At 40.5% G+C, this 25,694-nt stretch carries 26 protein-coding genes; 15 read left to right on the plus strand and 11 right to left on the minus strand.

Going from position 1 to position 25,694, the window contains the following annotated elements:
* The first annotated feature begins 259 nt into the window (after window positions 1–259).
* Both WG989_RS18830 and WG989_RS18835 read left to right on the plus strand, forming a co-directional pair.
* On the plus strand, window positions 260–1,837 hold the full coding sequence (locus WG989_RS18830) for a sulfatase (RefSeq protein WP_340431599.1): 1,578 nt from the start codon (window positions 260–262) through the stop codon (window positions 1,835–1,837).
* 190 nt (window positions 1,838–2,027) lie between these two features.
* On the plus strand, window positions 2,028–3,332 hold the full coding sequence (locus tag WG989_RS18835; RefSeq protein ID WP_340431600.1) for a hypothetical protein: 1,305 nt from the start codon (window positions 2,028–2,030) through the stop codon (window positions 3,330–3,332).
* 16 nt (window positions 3,333–3,348) lie between these two features.
* Here WG989_RS18835 and WG989_RS18840 read toward each other — a convergent pair whose 3' ends face one another.
* Window positions 3,349–4,305, minus strand: coding sequence for a hypothetical protein (locus WG989_RS18840; RefSeq protein WP_340431601.1), 957 nt, complete (start codon window positions 4,303–4,305; stop codon window positions 3,349–3,351).
* A 180-nt stretch (window positions 4,306–4,485) separates the two neighbouring features.
* Between WG989_RS18840 and WG989_RS18845 the strand changes: the two genes are divergently transcribed.
* Complete coding sequence (locus tag WG989_RS18845) at window positions 4,486–4,935, plus strand: hypothetical protein (protein WP_340431602.1); 450 nt, start codon at window positions 4,486–4,488, stop codon at window positions 4,933–4,935.
* A 44-nt stretch (window positions 4,936–4,979) separates the two neighbouring features.
* Here WG989_RS18845 and WG989_RS18850 read toward each other — a convergent pair whose 3' ends face one another.
* The 3 genes from WG989_RS18850 to WG989_RS18860 all read right to left on the minus strand — a co-directional run bounded on the left by WG989_RS18850 (window position 4,980) and on the right by WG989_RS18860 (window position 7,352).
* Window positions 4,980–5,777: an NIPSNAP family protein gene (locus tag WG989_RS18850; RefSeq protein ID WP_340431603.1), complete on the minus strand. Its 798-nt coding sequence runs from the start codon at window positions 5,775–5,777 to the stop codon at window positions 4,980–4,982.
* A 144-nt stretch (window positions 5,778–5,921) separates the two neighbouring features.
* Entirely contained in the window at window positions 5,922–6,707 is a 786-nt protein-coding gene (locus tag WG989_RS18855) for an alpha/beta hydrolase (protein WP_340431604.1), read from the minus strand.
* An 84-nt stretch (window positions 6,708–6,791) separates the two neighbouring features.
* Window positions 6,792–7,352 (minus strand): Crp/Fnr family transcriptional regulator, encoded by a 561-nt coding sequence (locus tag WG989_RS18860; RefSeq protein ID WP_340431605.1) that lies wholly within the window; start codon window positions 7,350–7,352, stop codon window positions 6,792–6,794.
* A gap of 173 nt (window positions 7,353–7,525) precedes the next feature.
* On the opposite strand from WG989_RS18860, the gene WG989_RS18865 reads away from it, so the two are divergent.
* From WG989_RS18865 to WG989_RS18875, 3 genes are all read left to right on the plus strand, one after another.
* A complete protein-coding gene (locus WG989_RS18865) occupies window positions 7,526–8,626 on the plus strand; it encodes a nickel-binding protein (RefSeq protein ID WP_340431606.1) in 1,101 nt (366 codons plus the stop codon).
* A gap of 111 nt (window positions 8,627–8,737) precedes the next feature.
* Entirely contained in the window at window positions 8,738–9,124 is a 387-nt protein-coding gene (locus WG989_RS18870) for a DUF4242 domain-containing protein (protein WP_340431607.1), read from the plus strand.
* Between the two features lie 268 nt (window positions 9,125–9,392).
* The gene (locus WG989_RS18875; protein WP_340431608.1) at window positions 9,393–10,001 is read left to right on the plus strand and encodes a hypothetical protein; all 609 of its coding nucleotides are present in this window, start codon (window positions 9,393–9,395) and stop codon (window positions 9,999–10,001) included.
* Window positions 10,002–10,073: 72 nt separating this feature from the next.
* On the opposite strand, the gene WG989_RS18880 is transcribed toward WG989_RS18875, so the two are convergent.
* From WG989_RS18880 to WG989_RS18890, 3 genes are all read right to left on the minus strand, one after another.
* A complete protein-coding gene (locus tag WG989_RS18880) occupies window positions 10,074–10,580 on the minus strand; it encodes a fasciclin domain-containing protein (protein WP_340431609.1) in 507 nt (168 codons plus the stop codon).
* 149 nt (window positions 10,581–10,729) lie between these two features.
* Window positions 10,730–12,004 (minus strand): aminotransferase class V-fold PLP-dependent enzyme, encoded by a 1,275-nt coding sequence (locus WG989_RS18885; RefSeq protein ID WP_340431610.1) that lies wholly within the window; start codon window positions 12,002–12,004, stop codon window positions 10,730–10,732.
* A gap of 34 nt (window positions 12,005–12,038) precedes the next feature.
* Window positions 12,039–12,755: an SDR family oxidoreductase gene (locus tag WG989_RS18890; RefSeq protein ID WP_340431611.1), complete on the minus strand. Its 717-nt coding sequence runs from the start codon at window positions 12,753–12,755 to the stop codon at window positions 12,039–12,041.
* A gap of 131 nt (window positions 12,756–12,886) precedes the next feature.
* On the opposite strand from WG989_RS18890, the gene WG989_RS18895 reads away from it, so the two are divergent.
* Together WG989_RS18895 and WG989_RS18900 are read left to right on the plus strand one after the other, a co-directional pair.
* Window positions 12,887–14,134 carry a PQQ-dependent sugar dehydrogenase gene (locus WG989_RS18895; protein WP_340431612.1) on the plus strand — a complete coding sequence of 416 codons (1,248 nt, stop codon included), beginning with the start codon at window positions 12,887–12,889 and terminating at the stop codon, window positions 14,132–14,134.
* A 188-nt stretch (window positions 14,135–14,322) separates the two neighbouring features.
* Complete coding sequence (locus tag WG989_RS18900) at window positions 14,323–14,856, plus strand: DsrE family protein (RefSeq protein WP_340431613.1); 534 nt, start codon at window positions 14,323–14,325, stop codon at window positions 14,854–14,856.
* Window positions 14,857–14,903: 47 nt separating this feature from the next.
* On the opposite strand, the gene WG989_RS18905 is transcribed toward WG989_RS18900, so the two are convergent.
* The gene (locus WG989_RS18905) at window positions 14,904–15,575 is read right to left on the minus strand and encodes a Crp/Fnr family transcriptional regulator (RefSeq protein ID WP_340431614.1); all 672 of its coding nucleotides are present in this window, start codon (window positions 15,573–15,575) and stop codon (window positions 14,904–14,906) included.
* A 208-nt stretch (window positions 15,576–15,783) separates the two neighbouring features.
* Here WG989_RS18905 and WG989_RS18910 point away from each other — a divergent pair, with 208 nt between their 5' ends.
* Window positions 15,784–16,506 (plus strand): EcsC family protein, encoded by a 723-nt coding sequence (locus WG989_RS18910; protein ID WP_340431615.1) that lies wholly within the window; start codon window positions 15,784–15,786, stop codon window positions 16,504–16,506.
* Between the two features lie 26 nt (window positions 16,507–16,532).
* Here the strand turns inward: WG989_RS18910 and WG989_RS18915 are convergent, their stop codons facing one another.
* Window positions 16,533–18,128, minus strand: a complete 1,596-nt coding sequence (locus WG989_RS18915; protein WP_340431616.1) for a M1 family metallopeptidase — start codon at window positions 18,126–18,128, stop codon at window positions 16,533–16,535.
* On the opposite strand from WG989_RS18915, the gene WG989_RS18920 reads away from it, so the two are divergent.
* Entirely contained in the window at window positions 18,088–18,807 is a 720-nt protein-coding gene (locus tag WG989_RS18920) for a Crp/Fnr family transcriptional regulator (RefSeq protein WP_340431617.1), read from the plus strand. The two genes, WG989_RS18915 and WG989_RS18920, sit on opposite strands and share 41 nt — an antisense overlap.
* An 83-nt stretch (window positions 18,808–18,890) precedes the next feature.
* A complete protein-coding gene (yiaA, locus tag WG989_RS18925) occupies window positions 18,891–19,319 on the plus strand; it encodes an inner membrane protein YiaA (RefSeq protein WP_340431618.1) in 429 nt (142 codons plus the stop codon).
* A 55-nt stretch (window positions 19,320–19,374) separates the two neighbouring features.
* Here the strand turns inward: yiaA and WG989_RS18930 are convergent, their stop codons facing one another.
* Window positions 19,375–19,866, minus strand: a complete 492-nt coding sequence (locus WG989_RS18930) for a DinB family protein (RefSeq protein ID WP_340431619.1) — start codon at window positions 19,864–19,866, stop codon at window positions 19,375–19,377.
* 187 nt (window positions 19,867–20,053) lie between these two features.
* Between WG989_RS18930 and WG989_RS18935 the strand changes: the two genes are divergently transcribed.
* Complete coding sequence (locus WG989_RS18935; protein WP_340431620.1) at window positions 20,054–21,505, plus strand: DUF418 domain-containing protein; 1,452 nt, start codon at window positions 20,054–20,056, stop codon at window positions 21,503–21,505.
* 40 nt (window positions 21,506–21,545) lie between these two features.
* Complete coding sequence (locus WG989_RS18940; protein WP_340431621.1) at window positions 21,546–22,868, plus strand: DUF418 domain-containing protein; 1,323 nt, start codon at window positions 21,546–21,548, stop codon at window positions 22,866–22,868.
* Window positions 22,869–22,947: 79 nt separating this feature from the next.
* On the opposite strand, the gene WG989_RS18945 is transcribed toward WG989_RS18940, so the two are convergent.
* Window positions 22,948–23,754, minus strand: a complete 807-nt coding sequence (locus WG989_RS18945) for a M48 family metallopeptidase (RefSeq protein WP_340431622.1) — start codon at window positions 23,752–23,754, stop codon at window positions 22,948–22,950.
* A 365-nt stretch (window positions 23,755–24,119) separates the two neighbouring features.
* Here WG989_RS18945 and WG989_RS18950 point away from each other — a divergent pair, with 365 nt between their 5' ends.
* Both WG989_RS18950 and WG989_RS18955 read left to right on the plus strand, forming a co-directional pair.
* Window positions 24,120–24,440: a peptidase associated/transthyretin-like domain-containing protein gene (locus tag WG989_RS18950; RefSeq protein ID WP_340431623.1), complete on the plus strand. Its 321-nt coding sequence runs from the start codon at window positions 24,120–24,122 to the stop codon at window positions 24,438–24,440.
* Between the two features lie 381 nt (window positions 24,441–24,821).
* Complete coding sequence (locus tag WG989_RS18955; protein WP_340431624.1) at window positions 24,822–25,688, plus strand: lytic transglycosylase domain-containing protein; 867 nt, start codon at window positions 24,822–24,824, stop codon at window positions 25,686–25,688.
* Window positions 25,689–25,694: the final 6 nt, after the last annotated feature.

Raw genomic sequence — 25,694 nt, forward strand, 5'->3', positions numbered from 1 at the left:
AGTAATGATCCGGCTGTTTTGTTTTGTATGATCGTTACTTGCTTTGCAATAGTTTACTCCTTTTAATTTAGTGACGGATAGCAAAAGGCCACATACTTGCACCAGAAAAAATTCTGCCGGAATAAGTTGATCTTTCAAAAAGCATATTGAACCACCCCTTCCTTTATTTTGAAACATTTGTTCCCAAACAGAGTGATCTGTTGTTATACTTTACTCAATGTTTTAAACGGCTTTCTTTCATTCAATTCAAAAAAGGAATATGATCAACAAATCTGGCGGTCTTTTTTTAGTAGCCGTTTTTTTTAGTTGTGTAAACATGTCATTACATGCGCAACCTAAAACCCAACAACAAAATGTATTGTTTATTATTTGCGACGATCTGAATGATTATGAAGGAATATTTGGCGGACATCCGCAGGCAAAAACACCTAACATCGATCAACTGGCAGCCGCTGGTGTGCGATTCGTGAATGCACATTCCAATGTACCGGTTTGTTGCCCTTCGAGAAACAGTTTGTTCACAGGCGTATATCCACATGTTTCAAAAGACTTTGGCTGGACCAAACTGAAAGAGCAGCCTGTACTGTCACATAATAAAACAATGATGCAACTGTTTCGTGAAAATGGATATAAAACGTATGGCACCGGAAAATTAACACACGATCATATACCTGCCGATTGGGATGTTTGGGGAATGAACGTTGCACACAACTACGGTCCGGTTTATTTCAATGGAAAAGACAGAGTTGCTCATCCGGCTGTGCCATTGCCCTATGGCAGCATTGGCCCCATTGATGGTTCGTTTGGAAGATTATCTGCTGCCGGTATTTCAACAGGAAAAAGAGGAGAAAAGGGCTGGATATACGGTGGCGACGGTGAACCATTCCGTTATGTAAGCGATGATGACAGAGATCTGTTACAAGATGAAAAACATGTACAGTGGGCTGTACAAAAAATAAAAGAACTTGAAACAGCTGCAGCAGGTGATCCATTTTTTATGGCCGTTGGTTTTGTACGACCGCATACACCTTTGCACGTTCCTGATAAATATTTCGAACAGTTTCCACTGGAGAATCTGAAGTTGAACAAATGGTTAAAAGATGATACTACTGATACGTACTTTAATAACAGCATTAAAGGTGAAGATAAGGGCCCACGTTATTATAAAAACTTACTTGCCAGTTATGGCGGCAACAGGGAGTTAGCTCTCAAACATTTTTTGCAAGCCTACCTTGCATGTGTGGCGTTTATTGATGATCAGGTTGGCCTCTTACTGCAGGGGTTGAATAACAGCAAGTTTAAAGACAATACCATAGTTGTTTTTACAAGCGATCATGGTTGGCAAATGGGTGAAAAGAACTATCTGTTTAAAAATTCTGTATGGGATGAAAGTACCCGCATTCCATTGATCATTAAAGCGCCTGCTGCAAAGCCGGGAACAAAAGTAGAACATCCCGTATCGTTGATCGATCTTTTTCCAACCTTGATCGATCTTACTTCGTTAACAGGAAACAATACCACTTCAGCAACGGGTGGCAAATTGGGCGGTTTTAGTTTGCGCCCGTTTCTGGAAAACAAACCAGATACGTGGAAAGGCCCCAACGGCGCATTATCGGTTGTTGGTAATTTCGGCATTGATATACCTGTTGCCAAACAAAACTATTCGTATCGCACAGCACAATGGCGTTATATCAGGTATTCAAATGGCGAGGAAGAATTATATAACCATTTGAACGATCCCTACGAGTGGAACAATGTTGCAGGAAATAAAAAGCTGGCTGCTGTGAAAAAAACATTGGCAAAAGAAATGGATGCATTGATTGACGATGGATCATAATTTAATTCTTCTGCACTTGTTTGTCCGAATGAGGTTTTTCGTTGTAGCTCTTGTATGAGTATCGCTCGTGAAAAATACTGTGCAAACCTCCCCACTTGTTACTTTGTGTTTGTGATTCAAAACGAACTTTAACAATCCGTTCCTTACTTTTACAGCCGATACATCATCCTTCATGAAACAACCACCGTATATGAAACGTTCTGCATTGTCCGTTCTTTTTTTCGTTCTGCTAAGTTCTATAACCAATGCACAGGATATCTTCCTCAACAAAGACACAACCATCAATACTGTCTGGACTATTCCCAAAGGCGCTATTCTTAAATTCGGCAGTAAAGGAAAAATAAATGGAACAGGAACCATCAAAGGCGGCATTATTGATGCGGCATACACGCAATGGATCTTTGATACAACTCTTACTGTTTCACCTGAAGGAACTTACACCAATGTGTTTAGTGCAAAATGGTTTGGTGCAGGTTATGTAAAAGACAACGCAGGCGTGTTACAAAAAGGAATCAATACAGTATTGGCGAATAGTGGAACGCTTCGTAAGTTTTTTATTCCACGTGGTGTGTACCCTTTCAGTAAATCGCTGACTGTTGCAAGTATCTATAAAGAACAATACGGTGGTTGTACGATTCATATGTATGGCGAATCATCTTTTTGGGATAGTGGTACCGGCACAACATTACAATACACCGCAACAGATGGGTTTGCTTTAGGGTTACAACTTAATAAAGGGAGTGAAATTAATAACCTTACCATTCTTGGTCAGTTTAAAGCGCCTGCGGATGTTGATTCTGTTTATTACAATATTCCTTTTGATAAATACAATGATGTGAATGGAAAATGCACGCCGCAATATGCAGGTTTGGTGATTGATTATGATGGCAGTAAAAATGCAAGCGGTTCAACAGGTATTAAAGTACACGATATGAACATTGGCAACTTTACCATCAACTATCTCATCAGCCCCAATGGAAAAACTGTGAATGCCGATATTCTGTTGTTTGAAAATATCCGTTGCGGTAATGCAAAAGTTGGTTTTGCAACGGGGCAGGCACAGGAAAAAGGAAATGTGATCCGTGGTATTTACAGTTGGGGCAGTATTCATACCTTATACGTTGCAGGTAAATATGGAAAAGCACAGGCAGGCAGTTACACGATCGATGGCGGCAATATTGCAGGACGATGTATTCGACTCTTTGATATTTCACAAGCCGGCTGGTACAGTACCAACATCAGTAATATTTTTGCAGAGAGCTTAGGCAGCATTGGCACCATCAGTACACAAATACCGTTGAACATCAGTAACAGTACTTTTCATTTTGTGTATCCCAATAAAATAGGCAGACAAACATTACTCAGCAGCAACAATGAAAAAGTGGTGTTTTCCAATTGCATTTTCCGTTACTATGGAAAAACCGATCCCATGAAATTTGTTGGCAGGGCAACGTTTAATAATTGCCAGTTCAGCGGACCGCAGGTGAAAGAATAATATTCTGTTTACTGTACTATTGCTTTAAACGATACACATCTGTCTGAACAAAATAGCCGTCTTCCATTAACTGCAGTAATTCGTAGGCAGTCCATGTTGCATTAAAGTAGAACGTATGATCTTTATACAGGTACAGAACAGAAGGCAACTCTTTTGTTTTACGGCTGCATTCCCATATTGAAAAAAAATGGTCAGCTTTTTTTTCAATGATATACAGTTGCCACCAGTTGTTTCGTTCACCTGTTATTCCTCCCCTTATATTCATCACATAAAAGCGTTCATTCAATTGACGCAGCATGGCGTTTTTTCCAAGATCAACATACAGCGTATCAGTTGATCTCATTATAAAAGTATCCCGCTCCTGCCAATAGCTTCTCCCTGTTGACATGGTACCATCATAATCAACATCATACATTTTTGCATTACGAAAAATGTATTGATCAACTGTATCGACAGGCTGACGCAGGCTATCGTAAATGATCAGCTGTTCTACTTCATATACTTCGCCCGGAGGAAAAACAAACTCTCTTGCTGCATTCAGTTTAGGCCAGGCACCTTTCGCAATTTTATCAGTACGATCAACGATTACAGCAAAAAATGTTTCCTCAATTAACAGCGAAAGACTATCGTCAGAGGAATAGAATGGCGACCGTTCCTGCTTTTTTTGTTTCCATGAAACCGGTACAGCATTGTAGCCGGATGCCATCGATTTATAATCAAAGGGATTGATCATGTAGTTGGCAGAGTCGGGTAACGATTCCCAGGTACCCAGTAAATGTGTCGGGAATTCGTTGCTGTTTGGCCGGTCGGCCGGCAATGGTTGCTCAAAATAGAATGTAGTGCAGGAACTTAACTGCACAATAAGCAGCCAAATGCCCAACCATTTTACAACACTCCACCAATCCTTGCACATTTTACCTGTTTTGGCAGAAGGTACAACAAGCATGAGCTGTTTTCCAATGATACACATCATTCTTCCGGTTGATTATCGCTAACGGTTTTCACTATTTCCTGGTTCAACCTTCAAATAATGGTTAACCATGACCGTTATTTAATAGCAGGCACAGTTCTTGACTATGATACAGCAGCCATAGTATGATCTGTATTGCCCAAAAAGCAACCAGACCTGATTATTCACATTTAAATTGATTTTATGAAACAGGTACTCATGTTTATTTTTTCATTTTTGTTCATCGGCTCGTTTGCTGTTGCGCAGGAAACTGATGTACGCAAAGAAAAAAAACGTATCAAACAGGAACAACGACAGGTAAAAGAATTAAGCCTCGACCGCAACCAGGGTCAACAAATTAAAAGTATCAACAGCCGTTACAGAGATGAGCATAAAGCCATCATGCAAAACGATGCACTTACCCAACAACAAAAGCAGGATCAGATCCAGGCGTTGAATAAACGAAGAGTAGACGATATCCATAACATCGTTGGAAAGGATAAAGAAAAAGACTTTGACCGCATCCAGGAAAATGAAAAACAAAAAATGAAGGAAAAAGAGAAGGAGAAAAAGGATAAAGTAAAAGAAAAGCAAAAAGAGAAGAAGGTGAAAGAGGAAAAGGTTAAAAAAGAAAAGAAAAACGGAAAAGGTTAAACGAAATAAAAAACGTCCGGCAGATGATCTGCCGGACGTTTTTGTTAGTAATCTGAATAATCAGTTGGGCGAAGAAACATAATATCAATATGCGATACATTGTTTTTATACTCTGGCATTGCTGATAATTTTTTCCAGGCAGGATCGCTGCCGAAACTTTTCCAATGTGCATCTCTATCGGCCATGTTTTCAAAGCTCGTCATGTACATCAGGTTGGGCATTTTGCTGCCTGCCACTACTTCTGCATAAAAGATAGCGTTAAAGTTTAACCGCTTGAACAAGCCGATCTCATCACCTTCATTGAACATATGCACTTTGTTCTGAAAGATCTTTTCAGTAGCACTTTCATAGCTACGTAACTCATATACTCGCTCTCTCTTTTCTGCTTTTAATTGCGGCAGTTGCATTGCAGGTGCTAACGAAAAAGCCTGCAGCAAAATGGTTTCCATCCGTTGATAAGGAGCAGCTGTATGCACAGCATTGATATATTCTGCACCTGTGGCCTTGAAATTTTTATCAGCATTTAGTTTTGCCGGGAGTTCTGTTAACACGTTGAGATTTTTTCCCGGTATCAACACATATATTTTTTTTACCGCCGCTGTATCGTTCGCTATCGCTTTAAACACACCCACCTGTTTGATCTGTAACCGATGTAATGCAGGTAACAAGGACTGTTGCAGGTATGCATCCAATTGCTTTTCCTGCGCATCTGTTTTGTAATGATAGATCGTTAACTGATAAAATTCTCTTTTTTGCTGCGCTAATACATCAGTTGAAAAACTGAACAATACAAGTATTATCAGTATGAGTTTTGCGGGTACTTGTCTGTAGATCTGTTTCATGCAATCAATTTTCACAAAGATGAGGAAACGGAGTTAATAACAATCCATTGCAGCAAAATTTGTCCTTTGCAACTCCTGCACAATACACAACAGCTGTATCATTCCAATGAACGTACAGCTGCCGAACATGATCGGGTGAATTAATTATTGTTGCTGAATCCAGTCATAAACAAAACCGGCTGTTTTTTCCCAATTCTTCAATCCCAATACGTAGTGATTGTTTTCTTCAAACTCTTTATAATCTGTCACCGAGTTTTTATCACTATAACGTTTGAAATTCCGCTTGTTGATGGTCGATGGAATAATGTTATCCTTTGTTCCTGCAACAAAAAGCAATGGTGCATGTGGTTTTGCAAAATCAATTTTTGCGGTAAGTGACAGTCCACCCCTTGCTGCCCGTTTTGATTCAGGAATGGTATTGGCTTCATAACTTTCCTGCTGTTCCTGCAGGCTCATTCCGTTGGTAAATGCATATTGCCAGGTGTTGAACGACATCATGTACGTTTTATCCAGCGACGTAAACAATCCCAACGACCTCCACCCTGCTTTCAGGAATGAAAATTCGTAAGGTATTACGCCCAATGGTGGTACTGAATGAATGACAGCAGCTGCGGCAGCCAGACCACGGTTAAGAAGTATCTGCGTCATTAAACCACCCAGTGAGTGACCGATCACAATCGGCTTTTCCGGTAACTGCTGAATAAACGAAGCATAGTTGTTCACCACATCGATCAGGTTGGTACGGGCCAATGCCAGATCGTTCGGCCGACGGTCTCTTACTTCTTTTGCAGTGCCTTCTTTATTGGGCCATGCCGGAGCGTAGGTAGTGTATCCCTTACTTTCAAAATAGTTTTGCCAAGGTTTCCAGCCGAGATTTGTAACAAAGGCACCTGTAACGAAGACGATAGTTTTTGATTCGATTGCTTTCATGATCTTGTGTTTTAGCTTTGTTTGAATGATGACACAAAGCTCTATTACAGCAAGCGCAAAAACTTTAACCTCGGTTAAAATCGATTATTTCCCGGAAATTCTTTTTCTGATACGGCTGAGCGAAGGTCCCTGTATACCGAGATAGGATGAAATATGATACAGTGGAATACTGTTGAAAATGGCAGGATGGTCAGTCACTAATTGCTGGTAACGTTGTTCGGGCGTCATGAACAAAAAACTTTCTGTTCGCCGCATGGAAATACTAAAGGCCATTTCAGCGATCAACCTGCCGAGTCGCTCCCATTGATGACTTTGCTTATACAATTCCTGCAAGTGTTGAATATGGATATACAACACTTGCGAACCCGTCATGGATTGCGTATAGTAATTACAAGGCGACTGGTTAATAAAACTCTGAAACGACACCACTACCTGGTGCTGCGAATAAAAAAAAACATTCTTCTCCTCGCCTTTTTCATCAATATAATAAGTACGAAACACACCATCGAGAATAAAGCCGAGATGTTTGCATACATGGCGGTACTCATTGTAATACTCGTTCTTTTCAAATGTTTTGAGTTGCCAATGATCGTAGCTTAATGCAAAATGGTCTTCGTCCATTCCGGCCATTGCCTGCAATGCCATTTGTAAAATTTCGATTGGTGCTGGGGAGTGGTTGGCCTGGCTCATATTGCAATATAAGCACTGAAAGTTTTTTCCCGATCGGATTTTTCTGCAACAATTTCTGTACGATGAAACTGTGAGCAGCCTTGCAATCTTCTTCTAAATTGCTTACATTGGTTCACAAACCAGCCAGCATGCCTATTTACATGGATCTCCATATTGTTCCAGGTGTTACTGCAAAAGATGTTGCAGAAGCGCATAAACTGGATGTGTATCTTGAAAAAGATCATAGCTGCAAATGCATGACCTATTGGGTAGATGAGTTACGGGGGCATGTATTTTGTTTGATCGATGCTCCTTCGAAAGAAAAAGTAACTGAACTTCATAACAAAGCTCACGGCTTAACGCCACACAAGATCATTGAAGTGCAGCCCAACCTGGTAGAATCATTTCTCGGCCGCATCAGTGATCCGGAAGAAACAGAATTAACAGACACCGGATTAAAGCTGATCAACGAAACATCATTCCGTATTATCCTCGCTACTAAAATGAAAGACCCGAAGTTGTTACAGTATCAACTGGGTATGGAAAAGGCAACAACATTGATACGGGAACTGAATACCATTATACGAGAAGAGATCAGCCATCACAATGGCATTGAAGCAGAACATGCAGGCTCCGATTTTATTGCATCGTTCACTTCTGCTGCAAAAGCAATTTCCTGCTCCGGTTCCATCCATCAAAAAATAAACGATGCAGATCTGCAACAGGCAGGATTGCGAATGAGTATTCATGCCGGAGAACCTGTTTCAAAGAATGAACAATTATTTGGCGAAACGATCCAATTGGCAGAACGTTTATGTTTTATTGGCAAACCTGCACTGGTAAGTATTACATCAACCGTAAAAGAACTGGTGGCGAAAGATCTGTTACCCGTCAATGAAAATAACCTGTACACATTATCCGGCAATGATCAAAATCTGCTGAACCTGTTGTTTACTGCACTTGACGAAAACTTTCAGGATCCGGATTTTAATATGGATGAATATGGCAATTCAGTTGCCATGAGCAAATCACAACTCTACCGGAAAACAATGGCTTTGTGCGAACTTTCACCCAACACATTACTGAAAGAATATCGCCTCGAAAAAGCACGTGAGCTGATGAAGAAAAAAAATCAAAACATAACAGAGATCACCTTCAATTCCGGCTTCAACAGTCCATCGTATTTTACAAAATGTTTTAAAAAGAAATACGGCCTCCTTCCCATGGCTTATCTTGATCTGATGCAGTAGCCACAACATCTGTGTGACAGAATTTTACCATTTATTGGGTGAATTGTGATAGTAAATGCGGTTTGCATGAAACTATCTTTGTTTCATTCCAAACCAATTAAACTGTTTGTTATGAAACCAATCACACAACGCCGCTATCTGTTTATTACGCTGTTATTATTTTGTGGGCTTAGCACTATTGCACAATCAACCACTCCCGCTGCCAACAAGAAAGAACCGGTTATGAAAACGTATTTGATTGAAAGGGATATTCCCGGTGCAGGTCAACTTACACCTCCCGATCTGAAAGGCATTTCCCAAAAATCGTGCAGTGTATTGAGTGAAATGGGACCAAAAATTAAATGGTTGCACAGTTATGTAACAGGTAACAAAATTTATTGTGTTTACCAGGCCGAAAACGAAGAACTCTTACGTGAGCATGGGAAAAAAGGTGGTTTCCCTGTTACTAACATTACTGAGATCGGAACAACCATCAGTCCTGCTACAGCTAAGGAATAAGTTTATTATAAACCCTCTTTTATTGTTTGTTCCTGTATTACCACACAATACAGGAACAACATTTCGAAAACACCGTCTCCTATTTTCTCCGACACAATTTAAGATCGACCCTTCTTCTGTTTTGTTTACACAAACAAATCTGTAATGTTTTTTTGTTTGCGTAAAATGAAGCATGGCGGAGCTATGCCCTGAAAAATCAATTTTCATCCTATCCCCCCTTGCTACACAATCATCGATTTTCTATAACCAAAAAACAAAGGAGTATAACATGAAACAGATCTCTCACGCCTCACAACAAATGCAAAAAGCCGTTGCTAACTCATTCTTGATTTTTACACTGCTTGTCTTACTTTTTTCTGCAGGCAGTTGCAGTAAAGAAGCCAGCATCAAATCGGATGTTGACGCTGCAGAAATGTCGATGAAAAAAACCGACATGCTTATTCCAAATGATATGCTCACTAATTACAGTGACCTGAGCATGACCACACGCTGGGAGCTGCAACAGGCACGTGCAGCTACAGCCCGTTATCGTGATCTTAAAAATGCAGCAAAAGATGGTTATGTTGATATTAATGTTGTATCACAAAACATGGGCTATCATTTTATGAAGATGACCAATGTAGACGAGAAGTTCGATTACAGGCAACCGGAGATTCTTGTTTACAACAAGATGGACAATGGCAGTATGCAACTCGTGGCAGTTGAATATGCCATTCCACTTGGACTTTCTGCTACAGCACCGGAAGGGTTTACCGGATCGGATGATGTGTGGGATGAAAACAAAGGCTTCGGCTTATGGTTATTACATGCATGGGTATGGTATCACAATCCCGCCGGAGTATTCAACCCAACCAATGAACTGGTGCATCTGCATTAAGCTGCAACCAAAATGGTGGTAACAAAAACAGGTCGGTTAATACCGACCTGTTTTTATACATCAGCGATGTAATTACTTTGGAAGAACTACTCCATCAATTACATGCACAATACCATTTCCTGCTTTGAGATCGGTAGCCACAACAGTTGCTGTACCTCCATTCTCATCCGTTAATATCACTTTGCCATCAACAACTGATGCAGTTAATTTACCGCCGCTTACTGTTGTTAATACCGCTTTGCCATTACCATCTTTAATAGCCTTTACTACAGCAGCAGCATCGATATTACCAGCTACTACATGATAGGTCAACACTTTTGTTAATGTTGCTTTGTTTTCAGGCTTCAATAAAGTGGCAACTGTACCGGCTGGTAATTTATCAAACGCTGCATTTACCGGTGCAAACACAGTAAACGGACCAGCGCCTTGTAAAGTAGCTACCAGATCTGCAGCTTTAACAGCAGCAACTAAGGTCGTGTGACTTTCAGAACCAACAGCAATATCAACTACTGTTTTTTGTGCAGATACAACAGTTGTAAATGCAACTGCAATTGCAGATAACATGAGAAACTTTTTCATAATGATGTGTGTTTTATGGCGTCTATTACACGTTCAAAAGAAAAAGGTTTACGATGGAGATAATTTTTTATTGATTTAACAAACCTGTCTAAAGATGTTTTTGAAAAGCGGATGAAGAAGTCAACAAAAACAATCGACCTGCAAAATAGTTATGAAGCTGCACATGCTTTTACAGCCGCTACAAACTGCCGGATATCATCTGCGGAATTATATACCGATGGTGTTACACGCACACAACCTTCTTTTCCCAATGTACGGGCCACTGTAAATATTTTGTGTTCAGTGAACAGGTAATCGGCAACCTGAGCTGCTGTTTTATGTTTGATGCGGAATGAAGCAATGGCACAGGAGAACTCACCCGGCACAACTACTTCAACAGTTGGATGTTGCTTTAATTCATTTACCCAAATACTTTTGAGATAGTGAAGCCGTGCTGAAATACGTTCAATACCCAACATCTGTTGAAAGGCAAGGCTTGTTGGAATGGTCATGATCACTGCAAAAGGTGTTGTACCAAAATGCGCCAGCTTGTTGATACTGGTTTCTGCGGCACTCGTATCACCAAACAAGGCCTTCATTTCGTTGATGCGTTCTTTTTTTACATAGAGAACTCCTGCCCCAACAGGGTTACCGATCCACTTATGCAGATTGAGCCCGACAAAATCTGAATTCAATTCTTTTACGTTGAATTTTATTTGTCCCAACGCATGTGCCGAATCGGTCATTACATCTACTCCTTTTTCTTTGGCCATAGCAGCAATTTTTGCAACCGGCACGATCAAACCATTGATGTTAGAAACATGCGTGAGTAAGATAACGGTTGTTTTATCAGTGATCTGTTTGCGATACAACTCAACGATCTCTTCTTCGCTGGAAGGCAGTAATGGCATTTCAAATTCCTTTACCGCTATCTCTCTTCTTTTCTCCAGCATCCGGAATGTTTCGATCATGCTGAAATAATCAAGTTGATTCAATACCACTTCATCGCCCCTTTCAAACGGATAGCCTTGTATGGCAATATTCAACGCTTCCGTTGCATTGCGTGTGATGATGATCTCTTCGTCCAAAACACCTAAGAAAGCAGCTACTTCTTTCTTTGCAGCAGCAGCTATACCCGGATATTCTTTTCGTGCAAACCTTGCCGCTTGCTTATTGGCTGTTGCCACATTTTTTTGAAAGGCTTGCAACACCGGTTTTGGTTGAATACCATAAAAACCATTTTCAAGATTGATATGATCATCAGCCACATCATAATATTTCTTAGCGATCTTATTCCAGAATTTCTCATCCGTAGCCCCGCCTTCAGCAGTAAAGTCGGCAGCATCAATTGACAGATCATCATCTGCAAAAGCAACAGTTGGCAAACCAGCTATCATCAATCCACTTCCCATTTTCTTCAAAAAATCTTTGCGATCCTGTTTCATATATCAAGATTTAAATACAAAAAGAATGATCAATTTATTTACCTCCCGGCATACTTGGCCGCACTTCAATTTTACTTGGCAGCGAACGTGGATTCATTTGCAGAATATCAACCACCAACTCTCCAATATCTTCGGGTTGTATTTTCCATGCATCGGCATCGTTAGGTACATGATTATTAAAATGAGTAGCTACCGAACCGGGCATAATGGTGGTTACTTTGATCCCATACTTGCGCAGATCCAGCATTACGGCCTGTGTAAAACCAACCAACCCAAATTTACTGGCATTGTATGCCGAGCCATTTTCGAAAAAATTTGTACCTGCCAAACTTGCAATGGTAATGATATAACCTTTGGTTTGTTTCAATGCTTCAATACTTGCTTTTACGCTGTTAAACACACCGGTAAGATTTGTATCCATGGTTTCTTTCCATTGCTCTTCGCTGATGTTTTCGATTGATGCAAAATGGCCAATACCTGCATTTGCTACAACCACATCCAGTTGACCAAAATGACTGATGGTAGCAGCGATCGCCTGTTGTTCCGATGCCAACGAACTTACATCCGATTCCAGTGCTAAGATCTTCGATGCATCTGAACTTAATGTTTCAGCAGCTTTCCGTGCAGATTGCAGAGAACGGCCGGTAATGGCCACCTTCATGCCTTTCTCCAATAACGCTTTGGCAATTCCGTAACCGATCCCTTTCGTTCCACCGGTTATATAGGCTACTTTCATTTCTATGGCACTCATTTTGTTTAAGGTTTATGCGTGATTTTAATTTGAAAGTACGAATAAAAAGTCCGTGCTGCAGAAACCCAAACCCAGCGGCTTTTTTATCGTTTTACTTTCTTTACATTTACCGTTCAATTAAATAACTACACATGCAGGTCAAACAATTTATTTATTTATCAGCCATCCTTGTTATTACGTCTCCTTTAGGATGCTCAAATAAATCCGCTACTACAGAAAATGGCAATGGTAACGGTGGAGATACGACCAAACTTCCTCCGGTTGAAACCAAGCAACCGAATTCAGATTATAAATCTGCATTTGCCGGACAAACAAGAATAGCAGGTGCAAAAACCACCACGCCATATAAAGTGGAAAAACTGGCTGAAAAAATTGAACGGCCCTGGGCCATTATTCCACTGCCTGATGGAAGGTTGCTCACCACACACAAATCGGGCTTTATGCAGCTGTTTGATGGCAATGGTGTTTCGCTCAAAAAAATTACGGGACTACCTGCTGTTGATGCAAGTGGGCAAGGTGGTTTGCTCGATGTAGCATTGGACCCTGATTTCAACAACAACAAAATTATCTATTGGTCCTTCTCCGAAAAATATGATGTGGGCAACCTGATGTCTGTTGCAAAAGGAACACTCAATGAAGCTGCAGGTACAGTTGATAATGCAGTGGTGATCTTTCGTGCAACACCTGCGTTAAAAAATACCAGTTACCATTATGGCTCACGGTTGATATTTGATAAAGATGGCAACCTGTTTGCAAGTACAGGCGAACGTTCTGTAATGGAAGGTCGTGTACAGGCGCAATCACTTTCATCTGGTTTGGGAAAGATCTTTAAGATCACCAAAGAAGGAAAACCGGCTCCCGGCAATCCCTTCATGAATCAGGCTGGTGCAATGCCGGAAATTTATTCTTATGGCAACCGTAATGTGCAAAGCATGGACATTCATCCCGTAACCGGTGAATTATGGGCTGCAGAGTTTGGTCCACGTGGCGGCGATGAATTAAACCTCATCAAAGCAGGAAAAAATTATGGCTGGCCAACCATTACTTACGGTATTGAATATGGTGGTGCAAAGATTGGTGACGCTATTCAGCAAAAAGAAGGCATGGAACAACCGGTGTATTATTGGGATCCTGTATTATCTCCCGGTGGTATGAGTTTTTATAAAGGCAATGCAATTCCGGAATGGGAAAATAACTTGTTCATTGGTGGATTGAGCAGTGCACATATTGTACGCCTCATTATTGTAAACAACAAAGTGGTAGGTGAAGAACGACTGTTGGCTGATAAAGGTGAACGTTTTCGTGATGTTGCGTATTACAACGGCATGTTGTATGCAGTAACAGATGGCGGAAGTATGTACCGTATCAGTAAGCAATAAATTCAACTGATTGATCTCATAAAAAAAGTTCGTGCCTGCACGAACTTTTTTTATGCTTGTACAGAAGCAGAAGAGGAATAATTGTCGCTTTATGTGCTGCATAAGCCAATAAACACAAGAAACTACCGCTTGTATTTTCCTGTTGCATACATTCCGTTTATAAATTCTATTTTGATAAAAACAATTACATGAAACCTTTTCTCCTTATCATCGCCTTGCTGTTTTGCTATGCAATTTTGCCTGCACAAAACAAGGTAAATCCCATTATCAAATCGTATGGTACTGTTTTTGAAATTCCAACAGCCGATCATAAACCCGACCCTTCAATTGATTACAAGATCATAGTAGAGCTCACAGAAAATACCCCCAAAGCTGATTCACTGAATATTTACCTGGAAGCAATTGCAACACTTATTAATCTGCATGCAGCCGAAGGGGTACCTGCAAAAAATATTCATATCGCTGTGGTGTTGCGAAAAGCTGCTACCTATGCGGTACTGGGGGATGAATTGTTTCGTAAATATTTCAAGGTAGAAAATCCAAACCGTCAGTTACTGAAAGAACTGCAGGATGCAGGTGTAGAGTTTTTTGTTTGCGGACAAACCATGATCAAACGCAACATGAAAGAAGAAGAGTTGATGCCGGGCACAAAAATTGCAAGCTCTGGGTTAACCACCATCAGCACACTGCAATTGCAAGGCTATACGATGATCAAATTCTGATACGTTTAGTTTTTGATTAGCAGATTTGTTTAGGCAAACAATCAGCATCATTTCTGTTGAAGTAACTCGGGGGCTTGTGCTTCACCTTTTTCATCACCACAATTTCCAATACATCCTATGCTTTCACCAAAGTACACTTTACCTTTTTTAATTTGTACCAGTTGTTTGTCTTGCAAACGACGCATAGCTCTGATCACCGTTTCCACACGGAGTGAAGTCATCTCTGAAATTTGTTTCCTTGTAAGTTTGATTTTATTGCAGGATGCACAAATATGATCGCTTGTACTTTTAAGATAATTTAATAACGACATGACCATTTTTTCCGGATCATGGTTTCCCATTTCTTTCACCATAAAAAATTTAAACCGCAAACGCTCCGTAAGCAATTTCGAAAAAGCAAAATGGATCTCCGGTTGACTTTTCAACAACTGATAAAATACCGGCTTGTGCAATCGCAACACCAACGATTCTTTATTTGCAATAGCTGTTGCAGCAAATTTTCCACCGTCGAATAACGGCAATTCGCCGATACTTTCGCCGGGTTCAACCAAACGCTGTAAATATTCCTTCCCCTCTTCATCAATATTTACCCAGCGTAGCTGTCCACCTTCTACCTGATAGTAAAAATTGCAAACCTGACCTTCTTTGAAAAGATGTTCGCCTGTTGCCAGTTGCTTGTAGGTTGCACCCCAGGCTAACAGAATATCTGTATTGATCATGGCTGTTTTGTAAGGTTAATTAGAAGAAGTAAAAGGTAACATTTATTCGGCTGTATTTCAAATTACATTTCAATTACCTGCAAACTAACTGCAAAAAATATTCCGCCTTTTTAACCCGACACCAGGCAGGTAAATGAATGCTTATCAAATCCAGAGCAATGAATGCGTTGCAACAGTTGAGGCGGAGGAGCTATCTTTGTAACAACGCATGACAAACACATACAACACTTTTATTCGCAAAGAATTCACTGCATGGCAACGGGAGATGTTACGTAAGCCATCGCTCTTCAATGGCTTATCGAAACGTATACAAACAAAGATCAACAACTGGATCCCCGAAAAAATTCATGTCGCTGTAACTGCTACAATTAAGCAATTAATTAAAGCTGTACTGTTTGGTGCAAAACATACAACGGCCCATCCGCTTTTGGATAAGAGTTTGCAGGAGCGGGAACTGGCCATTGAAAAGAAAATCGAGACGTATAAAAAAACTGCAGCAGTTGAAGGTGGAATTGCAGGTGCCGGTGGAATTCTTCTGGGCCTTGCCGATTTTCCCGTATTGATCGGCATCAAAATGAAATTGCTGTTTGACATTGCCAGCCTGTATGGCTTTGATGTGAATGATTATAAAGAGCGGGTGTATTTGCTGCATATTTTTGAGCTTGCTTTTTCCAGTCATGCCCATCGTAAAACAATTTATTTGAAGATGACGGATTGGGAAACGAAGAAACAACAACTGCCCGACGACATCAATCAATTCGACTGGCGCAATTTTCAACAGGAATACCGTGACTATATTGATCTGGCTAAAATGGCACAGCTTATTCCACTCATTGGTGCACCGGTAGGTTTAGTGGTGAACTATCGCTTGCTGAAAAAATTAGGCAGCACTGCCATGAATGCATACCGCATGCGGTTGTTGAACGATTGATCGAACAATACTTACGCATCAACAACTTATTCGATGATCACTTTCTTTAAATAAAAAACAGTGGGGTCAACCTGTATCATTGAATTGCTGGTTATTTCAACTCCCTTCTTATCAACTACTACTTTTTGAATTCCCTGATCAGTTTCTATTTCCATTGGCAACGCCATATCAAGATTGAGTAAACGAACACGGTAATTATTGTCGCCTGTTTGTTTTACATGCACTTCCAGTTTATTGGTTGTGTACAAAAACAATTGAAACAACGGCTGTAAACTTACGCCATGTGCTTTGCTGAATAGTTGCTCCACATCAGTTGTTGTAACCGTATTATCGTAAGTATATTGCGGATCAGTTGCCAGCTTCTTCAATGTGGGAAAGAAAATTTCATCGCCCATTACATACCGGAGCGTATGCATAAAAAAAGCACCTTTTCCGTAGATATCGGATTGATAGACCTGATCACTATCGATCTCCTCACCTTGTACGATCGGCAAACGGTTTTGTGCAGATCTTGCTGTTTGTTGCATACGTTTACGATAAGCATCTTCTCCGTCCAACTCACGTGTGGCCATTGCATCGCCAAAAACACAAATGCCTTCCTGTATCCACATATGTGCCCAATCACGATTGGTTACTTTATTAGCCCACCATTCGTGTCCGAATTCGTGATGGAGCAACCAGTCAAAATCTTTACCACCTACCTGTTGATAATTGTATTTATTCCCATAGGCAATATTCGTTTGGTGTTCCATTCCTAAATGGGGCGTTTCGGTTGCTGCAATGCGTTCCTTCACCCATGGATATTCACCAAAATATTTTTCAAGTATGCGACAGGATTGTTCAAACAGGTCGAGTAGTTTTTCTGCACGGTTAAAATTTTCCTCCAGCACATAATATTCCATTGGAACTTTATTGCCGTTGATAGTTGTATACGTTCGCTTTGCCACTTTGTAATTACCAATATTGAACAGAATGCAATAGTTGCTGATGGTATAGTTTGTTTTCCAATGATAGGTCGACTTCGCTTTTTTAGTGGTTACTTTTTTCAACAATCCCGGTCCGGTTACCACCAACCCTTTCGGAACGGTGATCATCATATCGGCGCCTTCGTTAGGTTCATCGCTTGGATGATCTTTACAGGGAAATAATGTTTTACCTCCTTCGCCTTGATTTGAAACAGCGATCCACGGATTGCCTTTACCATCAGTTGACCATTGAAACCCTCCCTCCCAAGGTGGCCGTGCAGCAACACCGGGTTTGCCCCCATAGCTGATCTTTACCTTTACTTTACCTGCTGCTAATTGTTGAGGCATCGTAATGTTGATCAGATCATTCTCCGTATGCGAAAATTTTTGCGACTTTCCATTCACAAGTACATTACTGATAGTGAATCCATGCCACAGATCGAATAACAAACTGCTGGTTGGCTGTAATACATTCACATCAATTTCTGTAAAGCCATTGATTGTTTGCTGTGCAGGATCAACTTCAAGCGATAATGTATAATGCCTGATATCCAGGTTCGCCTGTTCGGGTTTTAATTTTCCACCTGATTTTAAATTCTGGGCTTGTGTATTCAACATGCATAGAAGCAATAACAGGAAAGAGGAAAAAAGTCGCATGGTTGATGGTTTGTATGAAGTTAATTATTCTCAACATGTGTTGCAGCAGAAATACACAAAAAAATTAGCCTTTATACTTCGTTCAATATTTCATCGCTGCTCCTTATATTTAATGATGCAGGAACTGCTACATCATATCAAACAATATGCACCACTCAGCGAAGAAGCTGAACAAAGCCTGTACGATTGTTTTGAACAGGTTGTGTTTGCCAAACAACAGCATCTGCTCACAGAAGGAAAAATCTGCCGTCATCTTTATTTTTTAGAGAAGGGCGCCCTGCGTGGTTATTACAATCTTGATGGTAAAGAGATCACGCATTGGTTTGGATTTGAAAATAATTTTGTTACTTCCTTTCACAGTTTTATTACACAGGAGCCTTCAGTAGAAAATATTCAATTGCTGGAAGGAAGCATTCTCTGGTCAATCTCAAAAGACACACTCTCTACATTACTCAACCGCTATCACGATATTGAACGGTTGGTACGTATTGCTACTGAAAGCTATTATTTACGCCTGGAAGAACGGTTTGTGAATGCTCAGTTTAAAACAGCGGCTGAACGTTATGAGCAACTGATGACTGAATCACCGCATATCCTGGAACGTGTACCGCTTGGATATGTTGCCTCCTATCTCGGCATCAGTCAGGAAACCTTGAGCCGCATCCGCAGCCGTCTTTAACATTTCCGGTATTGAATTTTGACTTTTGTCAAATAGTCTCTGCCATTACACAGATAGTTTTGTTGGAAACAACAGAACAGTTTATGGAACAAAAACAAACCCTCGCTCCTTCGCCTGCATTTATTGCAGCATCCTGGACATCACTCATTATCGGCATCACGGCTTTCATTATTGGCTTGTGGAATGCAGACATTCAGCTGAATGAAAAAGGCTATTACTTCACTGTATTGCTGTTTGGATTATTTGCAGCGATCTCCGTGCAAAAAGCAGTGCGTGATCAACTGGAAGGTATTCCTGTTACAAATCTCTATTATGGTATTGCCTGGTTTGCAACCATTACTTCTATCATTCTATTAGTGGTTGGATTATGGAATGCCGAACTCGAACGAAGCGAAAAAGGTTTCTATGCCATGGCGTTTACACTCAGTTTATTTGCAGCGATTGCAGTACAAAAAAATACAAGAGACAGTAAAGCAAGCGAAAGCATACACAAAGAAGAACATCAGCAATAAAAAAAATCAGCCCATGCAAATTGCATGGGCTGATCACTTACTATTGAGATCATTTTTATTTCAACAATAACATTTGCCCGATATGATTGGCCATGTGTCCGGTACGGTTGAGCAATACATTCAATTTATTCCGGTGAGGCTCGTTTGCAAAATCTTCTGCTGATACAGCTGTGTGACGTTCCAGCCATTCATCAACACTTGTTGTTTGAAAAACCGTTTCCAGTTTTGCATTCACTGCTTCCAGCTTTTCTTTCAAATCAGCAATGGCAGGCATTGGCAATCCCGATTTATCCGGGTTTTTAATAAATACTTCATCGAGTTCGGGATACAACCGGTCGCTGAAGTCCAGCAACGGAAACAATGCATCACTTACTGCAATTAAATGCCCAAGCAAATAAATGCCTGTGTTTCTTCCCGGCGCAATTTCTTTCATCAATTGCTCATCCGATAACGAGTCGATCAATTTTGTTAAGTACTTATTTTGCGATTCCCATGCAGATAATGCCATCTTAACTACCAGGTTCAATTGCGTGGTTTCTTTTTCCATATCATTCATTCATTTATCGCACAAAGTTAGGGGGCTTTCGAGGAATCCTTACAAAGGCTTATACAGTGATCCCCGATCGGGTGTTGATGATCATCCCAACCGAAAATTCAGAATACCACTTGCATTTACCAATTCTAATTTCTAAGTTTATTGGTCATCTCTCCCTTCACTCAACCAAAATCTACTCATGTCGAACATCACTGTTGACACGGAACAGGGCAGTTCTACCCCGCTTCCGGACAATACGAATACCATTTTCGCAAGGCTGTTTTCATTGGATGTCATTCGGGGAGTTGCCCTGCTTGGCATTTTGATCATCAGCATTTGGGAGTTTGGCGGCTTCAGTTCAAATGAACAAAACAGATTGCATCTGCTTCGAAAAGGTTCGGACTTTTATTGGTTTACATCTGCTCTTCTTTTGTTCGAAGGAAAAATGCGTGCACTTTTTTCATTGGTATTTGGTGCGGGGATCGTTCTGTATATGCAAAAACCAAATCAACCGGGATTACCATCAACGCAGGAGCTATACATCCGTCGCCAAATGTGGTTGATGGCGTTTGGTGTTGTGAATGCATTTGTATTACTGTGGCCCGGTGATATTCTGTTTCAATATGGAGTGATGGGTATTTTATTATTTCCTTTTTTCAGAATGAGCAAAAAGGGTTTATTGATCGCTGCCATTGTTGTTACCCTCATCTATTGCGGAAAAATGTATTGGTTCTATGCAGATGATCACAAAGCATATAAGAAATTCAAAGCGATCGAATTGATCGAACAAAAAAATAAAAAAGACAGTGCTGCACAACATATCAAAGACAGCTTGTCGGGAATGTCCAAAGCAGAACTGGCTAAAAGTGATTCGCTGTTCAAAGAAAAAACAAAACTCAACAGAATACAGGAGGGTGATAAAGCACGCTGGGAAGGGCTGGCAAAAGGTTTGAAATACGATACAACCAAAGGCCCGGAGAAAGGCGAGAAAACTGCCATGTGGGGCAATTATAAAAAAGTATGGCAACACCTGTACCAACGTGCACAGGGAAAGGAAGCTGCCTGGCTTTACAGGATCGGCATTTGGGATATCGGCTCGATGATGCTGTTGGGAATGGCATTGTTTGGCTTTGGTTTTTTCAACAACCGCTTTTCAACAGGTACTTATGTACTGCTTGCGATCATTGGTATTGCTGCGGGTATATTTTTAGGTTGGTTACGCCTCGATCTGCAGCACAGCAAACATGTTGATTACATCAAATATCTCAGCAACAAAGCAGTTTCACCAATGCAGTTTTTTCCACTTGAACGTTTGTTAATGGCTTTGGGTTATGCAAGCCTGCTGATGTTGTTGATACGTATCAAATTACTACACTGGTTGTGGGAAGCACTCGCTGCAACAGGGCGGCTTGCATTTACAAATTATCTTATGCAAACCATTCTCTGCACACTCTTCTTCTATGGATATGGGTTTGGATATTTTGGCAGGCTGTCTCAAACGCAACTGTATTTTTTCGTTGCAGAAATCTGGATCATACAAATGGTATTTTCTGTTTTCTGGTTACGGTTTTATCAATACGGGCCGGTGGAATGGTTATGGAGATGCCTTGTGTATCGGAAACGTTTTTCCAATAAAAAAGAAAACGCTTAATACGGCTGTAACCAATTTCTAACAACTCAAACACTACTTCATGCAAACATACTCAACCGATAATCACTTAAAGCCGGTTCAACAGGCGGAGCGTATCAAAACAGTAGATATGATACGTGGTTTTGCACTGCTCGGTATTTTACTCATGAACATCCCGGGCTTTGGTATTAACTGGGATGCGTGGAACAGGATCATGACCGGCCCGGAAAACACAAAAGATTATTATGCATTTGCAGCTATTGCTACTTTTTTTGAAGGTACCATGCGTGGACTATTTTCCATGCTTTTTGGCGCAGGCATGATCTTATTTACGCTCAACAAAAAAGATACGGCAACAGGGCCCACCGTTACAGAATATTATTACCGCCGCTTGTTATGGCTGGTTTTGTTCGGTGTGTTCAATGCGTTTGTATTGCTCTGGTTTGGCGATATTCTTTTTTTCTATGGTTTGTGCGGGATGATGCTCTATGCCTTTCGCAATACAAATCCTAAATGGCTGTTGGTACTTGGTTTTGTTTGCATGGCTGCTACTATGTTAAAACAACAATTGAACTGGAATGAAATAACGGAGAAAAGAAAAGCGTACAATGAAGCAGTGGCAGCAAGCAAAACAGGGAAACAATTAAGCGGAGATCAACAGGCAGCAAAAGAAGAATGGCTTGAAATGGAAAAAAGAAGAAAGCCCGATACGGCCTTCACCAATCGTAACCTGCGTACAATGCGATCGGATTATGTGACCATTTATCAATACTGGATCCCCAAAAATGCAGATGGTGAAACATGGGGCATGTATCATCAATGGTTTTGGGATGGGTTGACCATGATGTTTATTGGCATGGCATTGTTTGGTTGGGGATTTTTCAGTAATAGATTATCGAGTTCAACCTATGGCATGTGGTTATTGGTTGGCTATGGAATTGGCATACCTATCAGCTGGTTTGTTTTTAGAGGAAGCCTTGAAGATGCACGAAACCTTGGATTGTATGCTGATCGTTACTACGTGAACCACACACTGCTGTACGATATACGCAGAGTATTGTTATCGCTTGGGCATGCCAGTTTGTTAATGCTTATTTTCAGAAGTAGTGTAGTGCCATGGTTGATGCGGGCATTGGCGAATGTGGGACAACTTGCTTTCACCAACTATCTTATGCAATCAATTATTTGTACCTGGTTCTTTTATGGATATGGATTTGGATGGTACAACAAACTACAGTTTTATGAACTCTACTATGTTGTATTTGCTGTATGGATCTTTCAAATAATTTTCTCTGCTATCTGGTTAAAGTTTTTCAGGTTTGGTCCGTTTGAATGGCTATGGCGTTCACTCACCTACTGGCAACTGCAACCAATGCGGAAATAAAATATGCTCATAACACAAAGCCCCATCGAACATACATCGATGGGGCTTTTTCGTTATCCGCTTCATTCATCACTATCTCTTATCGCTTCACAGGAGTGTAATATTTTAATGCTTGTGGCATATGACGTTGCAGATTTGCAATACGTGTTTCATCAGCCGGGTGACTGCTTAAAAACTCAGGAGGTTTTTGACCACCTGCTGCTGCCATCCGTTGCCATAAAGGAATTGCTTCCTGTGGATTGTAACCCGCCATTGCTGAAAAGTAAAGGCCATACTGATCGGCTTCGTTTTCATCTTTACGTGAAAACGGCAGCATCACTCCCACTGTTGTACCAATACCATAGGCTGTCATAAACATATTTTGTGTTTCAGCCGGTTTGTTTGCCATGGCAATTTGCAACGCTGCTCCACCCAATTGTTGTAACAATCCCTGACTCATACGCTGGCTGCCATGTTGTGCAACAGCATGCGCAATCTCATGACCAATTACTACCGCCAAACCTGCTTCGTTTTGCGTGATCGGCAACAAGCCTGTATAAACAACTACTTTACCGCCGGGCATACACCATGCATTGGCTTCTTTGTTATCAATGAGATTGAACTCCCATTTGTAACCATCCAACACCTCACCATGTCCTTTAGCGGTGTAATATTTTTGGATAGCCGAGGCGATACGTGTGCCAATGCGACGCACCATTTCTGCATCTTTATTTACACTTGCGTTCACAACTTTATTCTCACTTAAAAAAGAATTGTATTGTTGCTGTGCCATTGATTGCAATTCTGTTTCTGATACCAGGCTTAATTGCTTGCGCCCTGTCACCATGTTTTGTGTGCACCCTATAAAAAGAGTTGCCACCATTAAAGAAAGTACCAGTTGTTTCATTGTTTGTTTTTTTATGTATATGCTATTTCCATGCCATCTATTTTTCATGCCAAAAAAGTTAAGCTGTTTAATGATGAAAAAAGCAGGTTTCACAAAGGTGCTGTTGCGGCTTCCTCAATTTGTTACACAATTATGCCGAAACTTTATATAGTTCACAGGTTGGAAATACAGATCAAACACTGATAACTATTCCATTTATCCGGGATCGCAAGGAAAAAAACATGTTCTTCCACAGGCTGATAAAGAATGCATCTATAAGACAGATATACTATCTCATTCATTTTTATCAACAACTACTGTTGATGGCATGGTGATTGTTTCGTTAACCAGGTTAACATTATTCATTCACTTTACATTTTTACAGCATGAAAACAAAAGGTTTCGATTTCGTTTTACTGCTGGCTGCAGTATTTTTTTTAACAGCTTTTGCGTTTCAGATCGGAGGTGCCATTGAAGGACGTGTAGTGCCATCCGAAAAAGCATTAAAGGCTTTTGCCATTTCAGGGAAAGACACCAGCATCTGCAATGTAATTGGTGGAACATTTCAATTGGCTCAATTAAAGCCAGGCACTTATCAGTTGATCATTGAAGCAATTGCACCTTACACACATAAATTCATGAAAGATATTCAGGTACGGGATGGCGAAACAACCAACGTAGGTGAAATACAATTACAACTGAAATAGTTTTGTAAAAAATCAAACATCTTTTGTTTTGATTCAATATTCGGATGCAACTCACTGTACAGCAACCATTAAAAAATAAAAAACAGTAAATTTCATCAGTATCGTAAAACTCCCTGACATTATTGCTGTGGAAAAGTTAGTAACGTGAAACTCAGGTCGTTAACCTGTCAGCGTAGTTTTACATACCCTGTTTGTTAGGATTTGGAAAAAAGGGAATCTACTTTTGTATCCGCATCACACATACAACGATGCATGCAGTTACAACCCTATAATTAATAATCCGTTCACTGTTTTGTAACTGCAGTTCTCTCCAATACTTTACTGAAAAACTGTTTTAAGAGATCCATTTCCCATGAGCATTTCTTTACGAAAAACAGTACAATGAAAACGACTCAATGGAAACAACTTGTTTGGTGCAGTATGTTCTTACTTGTCATCAATCAATTACATGCAGAAACACCACAACCACATGTTGAATTGTTGTTACACAGCAATGTACACGATTCATTGATCACAAAAACAGTGCTTACAAAACAGGTAACTGTTGCATCTGTTCAATTGCAAAAAACAGTTCAACCATTTGTAGAGACCTACCTGGAAGAACATGCAGACTTACTTGAAAAAATTAAACAACAAAACAGCGGCTCGTTCAAAACCATTGAACGGATTTTGGTGAAGCGTGGCATTCCTGCTGAATTGGTTTATCTCGCTGTAGTAGAATCAAAATTAAAAAACAAAGCTACTTCCGGTGCAGGGGCAGTTGGCATCTGGCAACTGATGCCTGTTACTGCAAGATCGTTGGGATTACATGTAGCAGGTAAAACCGATGAGCGTAGATACATTATACAAAGCTCTGTAGCAGCAGCAGACTATCTGAACGTATTATACAAACAGTTTGATGATTGGTTATTGGTAGTAGCGGCCTACAACTGTGGTGCTGGTAATGTGTACAAAGCCATTAAACAATCGGGAAGCCGTGAGTTCTGGAAACTGCAACGCTTTTTACCTGCCGAAACAAGAAATCATGTGAAGCGTTTTATTGCTACACATTATTATTATGAAGGCGAAGGAAGTCTTGTTACGCTTACAAAAAAAGAGCGTATCATCTATCTTGCTTCATTGGAAGACTTTACTATTGAAGAAGATGAAAATAAAACCAACGACACACCGACTTCACGTAATCAACCATTGAACTGGGTGGTTATTGCACAGCATGAAGGAGGATTGATTGTTGAGTTACGAAAATAATCGACC

The organism is Lacibacter sp. H407 (genome assembly GCF_037892605.1).
GTDB lineage: Bacteria > Bacteroidota > Bacteroidia > Chitinophagales > Chitinophagaceae > Lacibacter.

Excerpts from the sequence above, each read along its gene's own strand:
- WG989_RS18870 (WP_340431607.1), top strand. The coding sequence starts at position 8,738 with ATGAAACCAATCACACAACGCCGCTATCTGTTTATTACGCTGTTATTA.
- WG989_RS18845 (WP_340431602.1), top strand. The coding sequence starts at position 4,486 with ATGAAACAGGTACTCATGTTTATTTTTTCATTTTTGTTCATCGGCTCG.
- WG989_RS18945 (WP_340431622.1), bottom strand. The coding sequence starts at position 23,754 with ATGAAACAACTGGTACTTTCTTTAATGGTGGCAACTCTTTTTATAGGG.
- WG989_RS18850 (WP_340431603.1), bottom strand. The coding sequence starts at position 5,777 with ATGAAACAGATCTACAGACAAGTACCCGCAAAACTCATACTGATAATA.
- WG989_RS18875 (WP_340431608.1), top strand. The coding sequence starts at position 9,393 with ATGAAACAGATCTCTCACGCCTCACAACAAATGCAAAAAGCCGTTGCT.
- WG989_RS18895 (WP_340431612.1), top strand. The coding sequence starts at position 12,887 with ATGCAGGTCAAACAATTTATTTATTTATCAGCCATCCTTGTTATTACG.
- WG989_RS18865 (WP_340431606.1), top strand. The coding sequence starts at position 7,526 with ATGCCTATTTACATGGATCTCCATATTGTTCCAGGTGTTACTGCAAAA.
- yiaA (WP_340431618.1), top strand. The coding sequence starts at position 18,891 with ATGGAACAAAAACAAACCCTCGCTCCTTCGCCTGCATTTATTGCAGCA.
- WG989_RS18830 (WP_340431599.1), top strand. The coding sequence starts at position 260 with ATGATCAACAAATCTGGCGGTCTTTTTTTAGTAGCCGTTTTTTTTAGT.
- WG989_RS18835 (WP_340431600.1), top strand. The coding sequence starts at position 2,028 with ATGAAACGTTCTGCATTGTCCGTTCTTTTTTTCGTTCTGCTAAGTTCT.
- WG989_RS18930 (WP_340431619.1), bottom strand. The coding sequence starts at position 19,866 with ATGGAAAAAGAAACCACGCAATTGAACCTGGTAGTTAAGATGGCATTA.
- WG989_RS18935 (WP_340431620.1), top strand. The coding sequence starts at position 20,054 with ATGTCGAACATCACTGTTGACACGGAACAGGGCAGTTCTACCCCGCTT.
- WG989_RS18840 (WP_340431601.1), bottom strand. The coding sequence starts at position 4,305 with ATGATGTGTATCATTGGAAAACAGCTCATGCTTGTTGTACCTTCTGCC.
- WG989_RS18920 (WP_340431617.1), top strand. The coding sequence starts at position 18,088 with ATGCATAGAAGCAATAACAGGAAAGAGGAAAAAAGTCGCATGGTTGAT.
- WG989_RS18885 (WP_340431610.1), bottom strand. The coding sequence starts at position 12,004 with ATGAAACAGGATCGCAAAGATTTTTTGAAGAAAATGGGAAGTGGATTG.
- WG989_RS18950 (WP_340431623.1), top strand. The coding sequence starts at position 24,120 with ATGAAAACAAAAGGTTTCGATTTCGTTTTACTGCTGGCTGCAGTATTT.
- WG989_RS18955 (WP_340431624.1), top strand. The coding sequence starts at position 24,822 with ATGAAAACGACTCAATGGAAACAACTTGTTTGGTGCAGTATGTTCTTA.
- WG989_RS18915 (WP_340431616.1), bottom strand. The coding sequence starts at position 18,128 with ATGCGACTTTTTTCCTCTTTCCTGTTATTGCTTCTATGCATGTTGAAT.
- WG989_RS18890 (WP_340431611.1), bottom strand. The coding sequence starts at position 12,755 with ATGAGTGCCATAGAAATGAAAGTAGCCTATATAACCGGTGGAACGAAA.
- WG989_RS18855 (WP_340431604.1), bottom strand. The coding sequence starts at position 6,707 with ATGAAAGCAATCGAATCAAAAACTATCGTCTTCGTTACAGGTGCCTTT.
- WG989_RS18880 (WP_340431609.1), bottom strand. The coding sequence starts at position 10,580 with ATGAAAAAGTTTCTCATGTTATCTGCAATTGCAGTTGCATTTACAACT.
- WG989_RS18940 (WP_340431621.1), top strand. The coding sequence starts at position 21,546 with ATGCAAACATACTCAACCGATAATCACTTAAAGCCGGTTCAACAGGCG.
- WG989_RS18905 (WP_340431614.1), bottom strand. The coding sequence starts at position 15,575 with ATGATCAATACAGATATTCTGTTAGCCTGGGGTGCAACCTACAAGCAA.
- WG989_RS18910 (WP_340431615.1), top strand. The coding sequence starts at position 15,784 with ATGACAAACACATACAACACTTTTATTCGCAAAGAATTCACTGCATGG.
- WG989_RS18900 (WP_340431613.1), top strand. The coding sequence starts at position 14,323 with ATGAAACCTTTTCTCCTTATCATCGCCTTGCTGTTTTGCTATGCAATT.
- WG989_RS18860 (WP_340431605.1), bottom strand. The coding sequence starts at position 7,352 with ATGGCATTGCAGGCAATGGCCGGAATGGACGAAGACCATTTTGCATTA.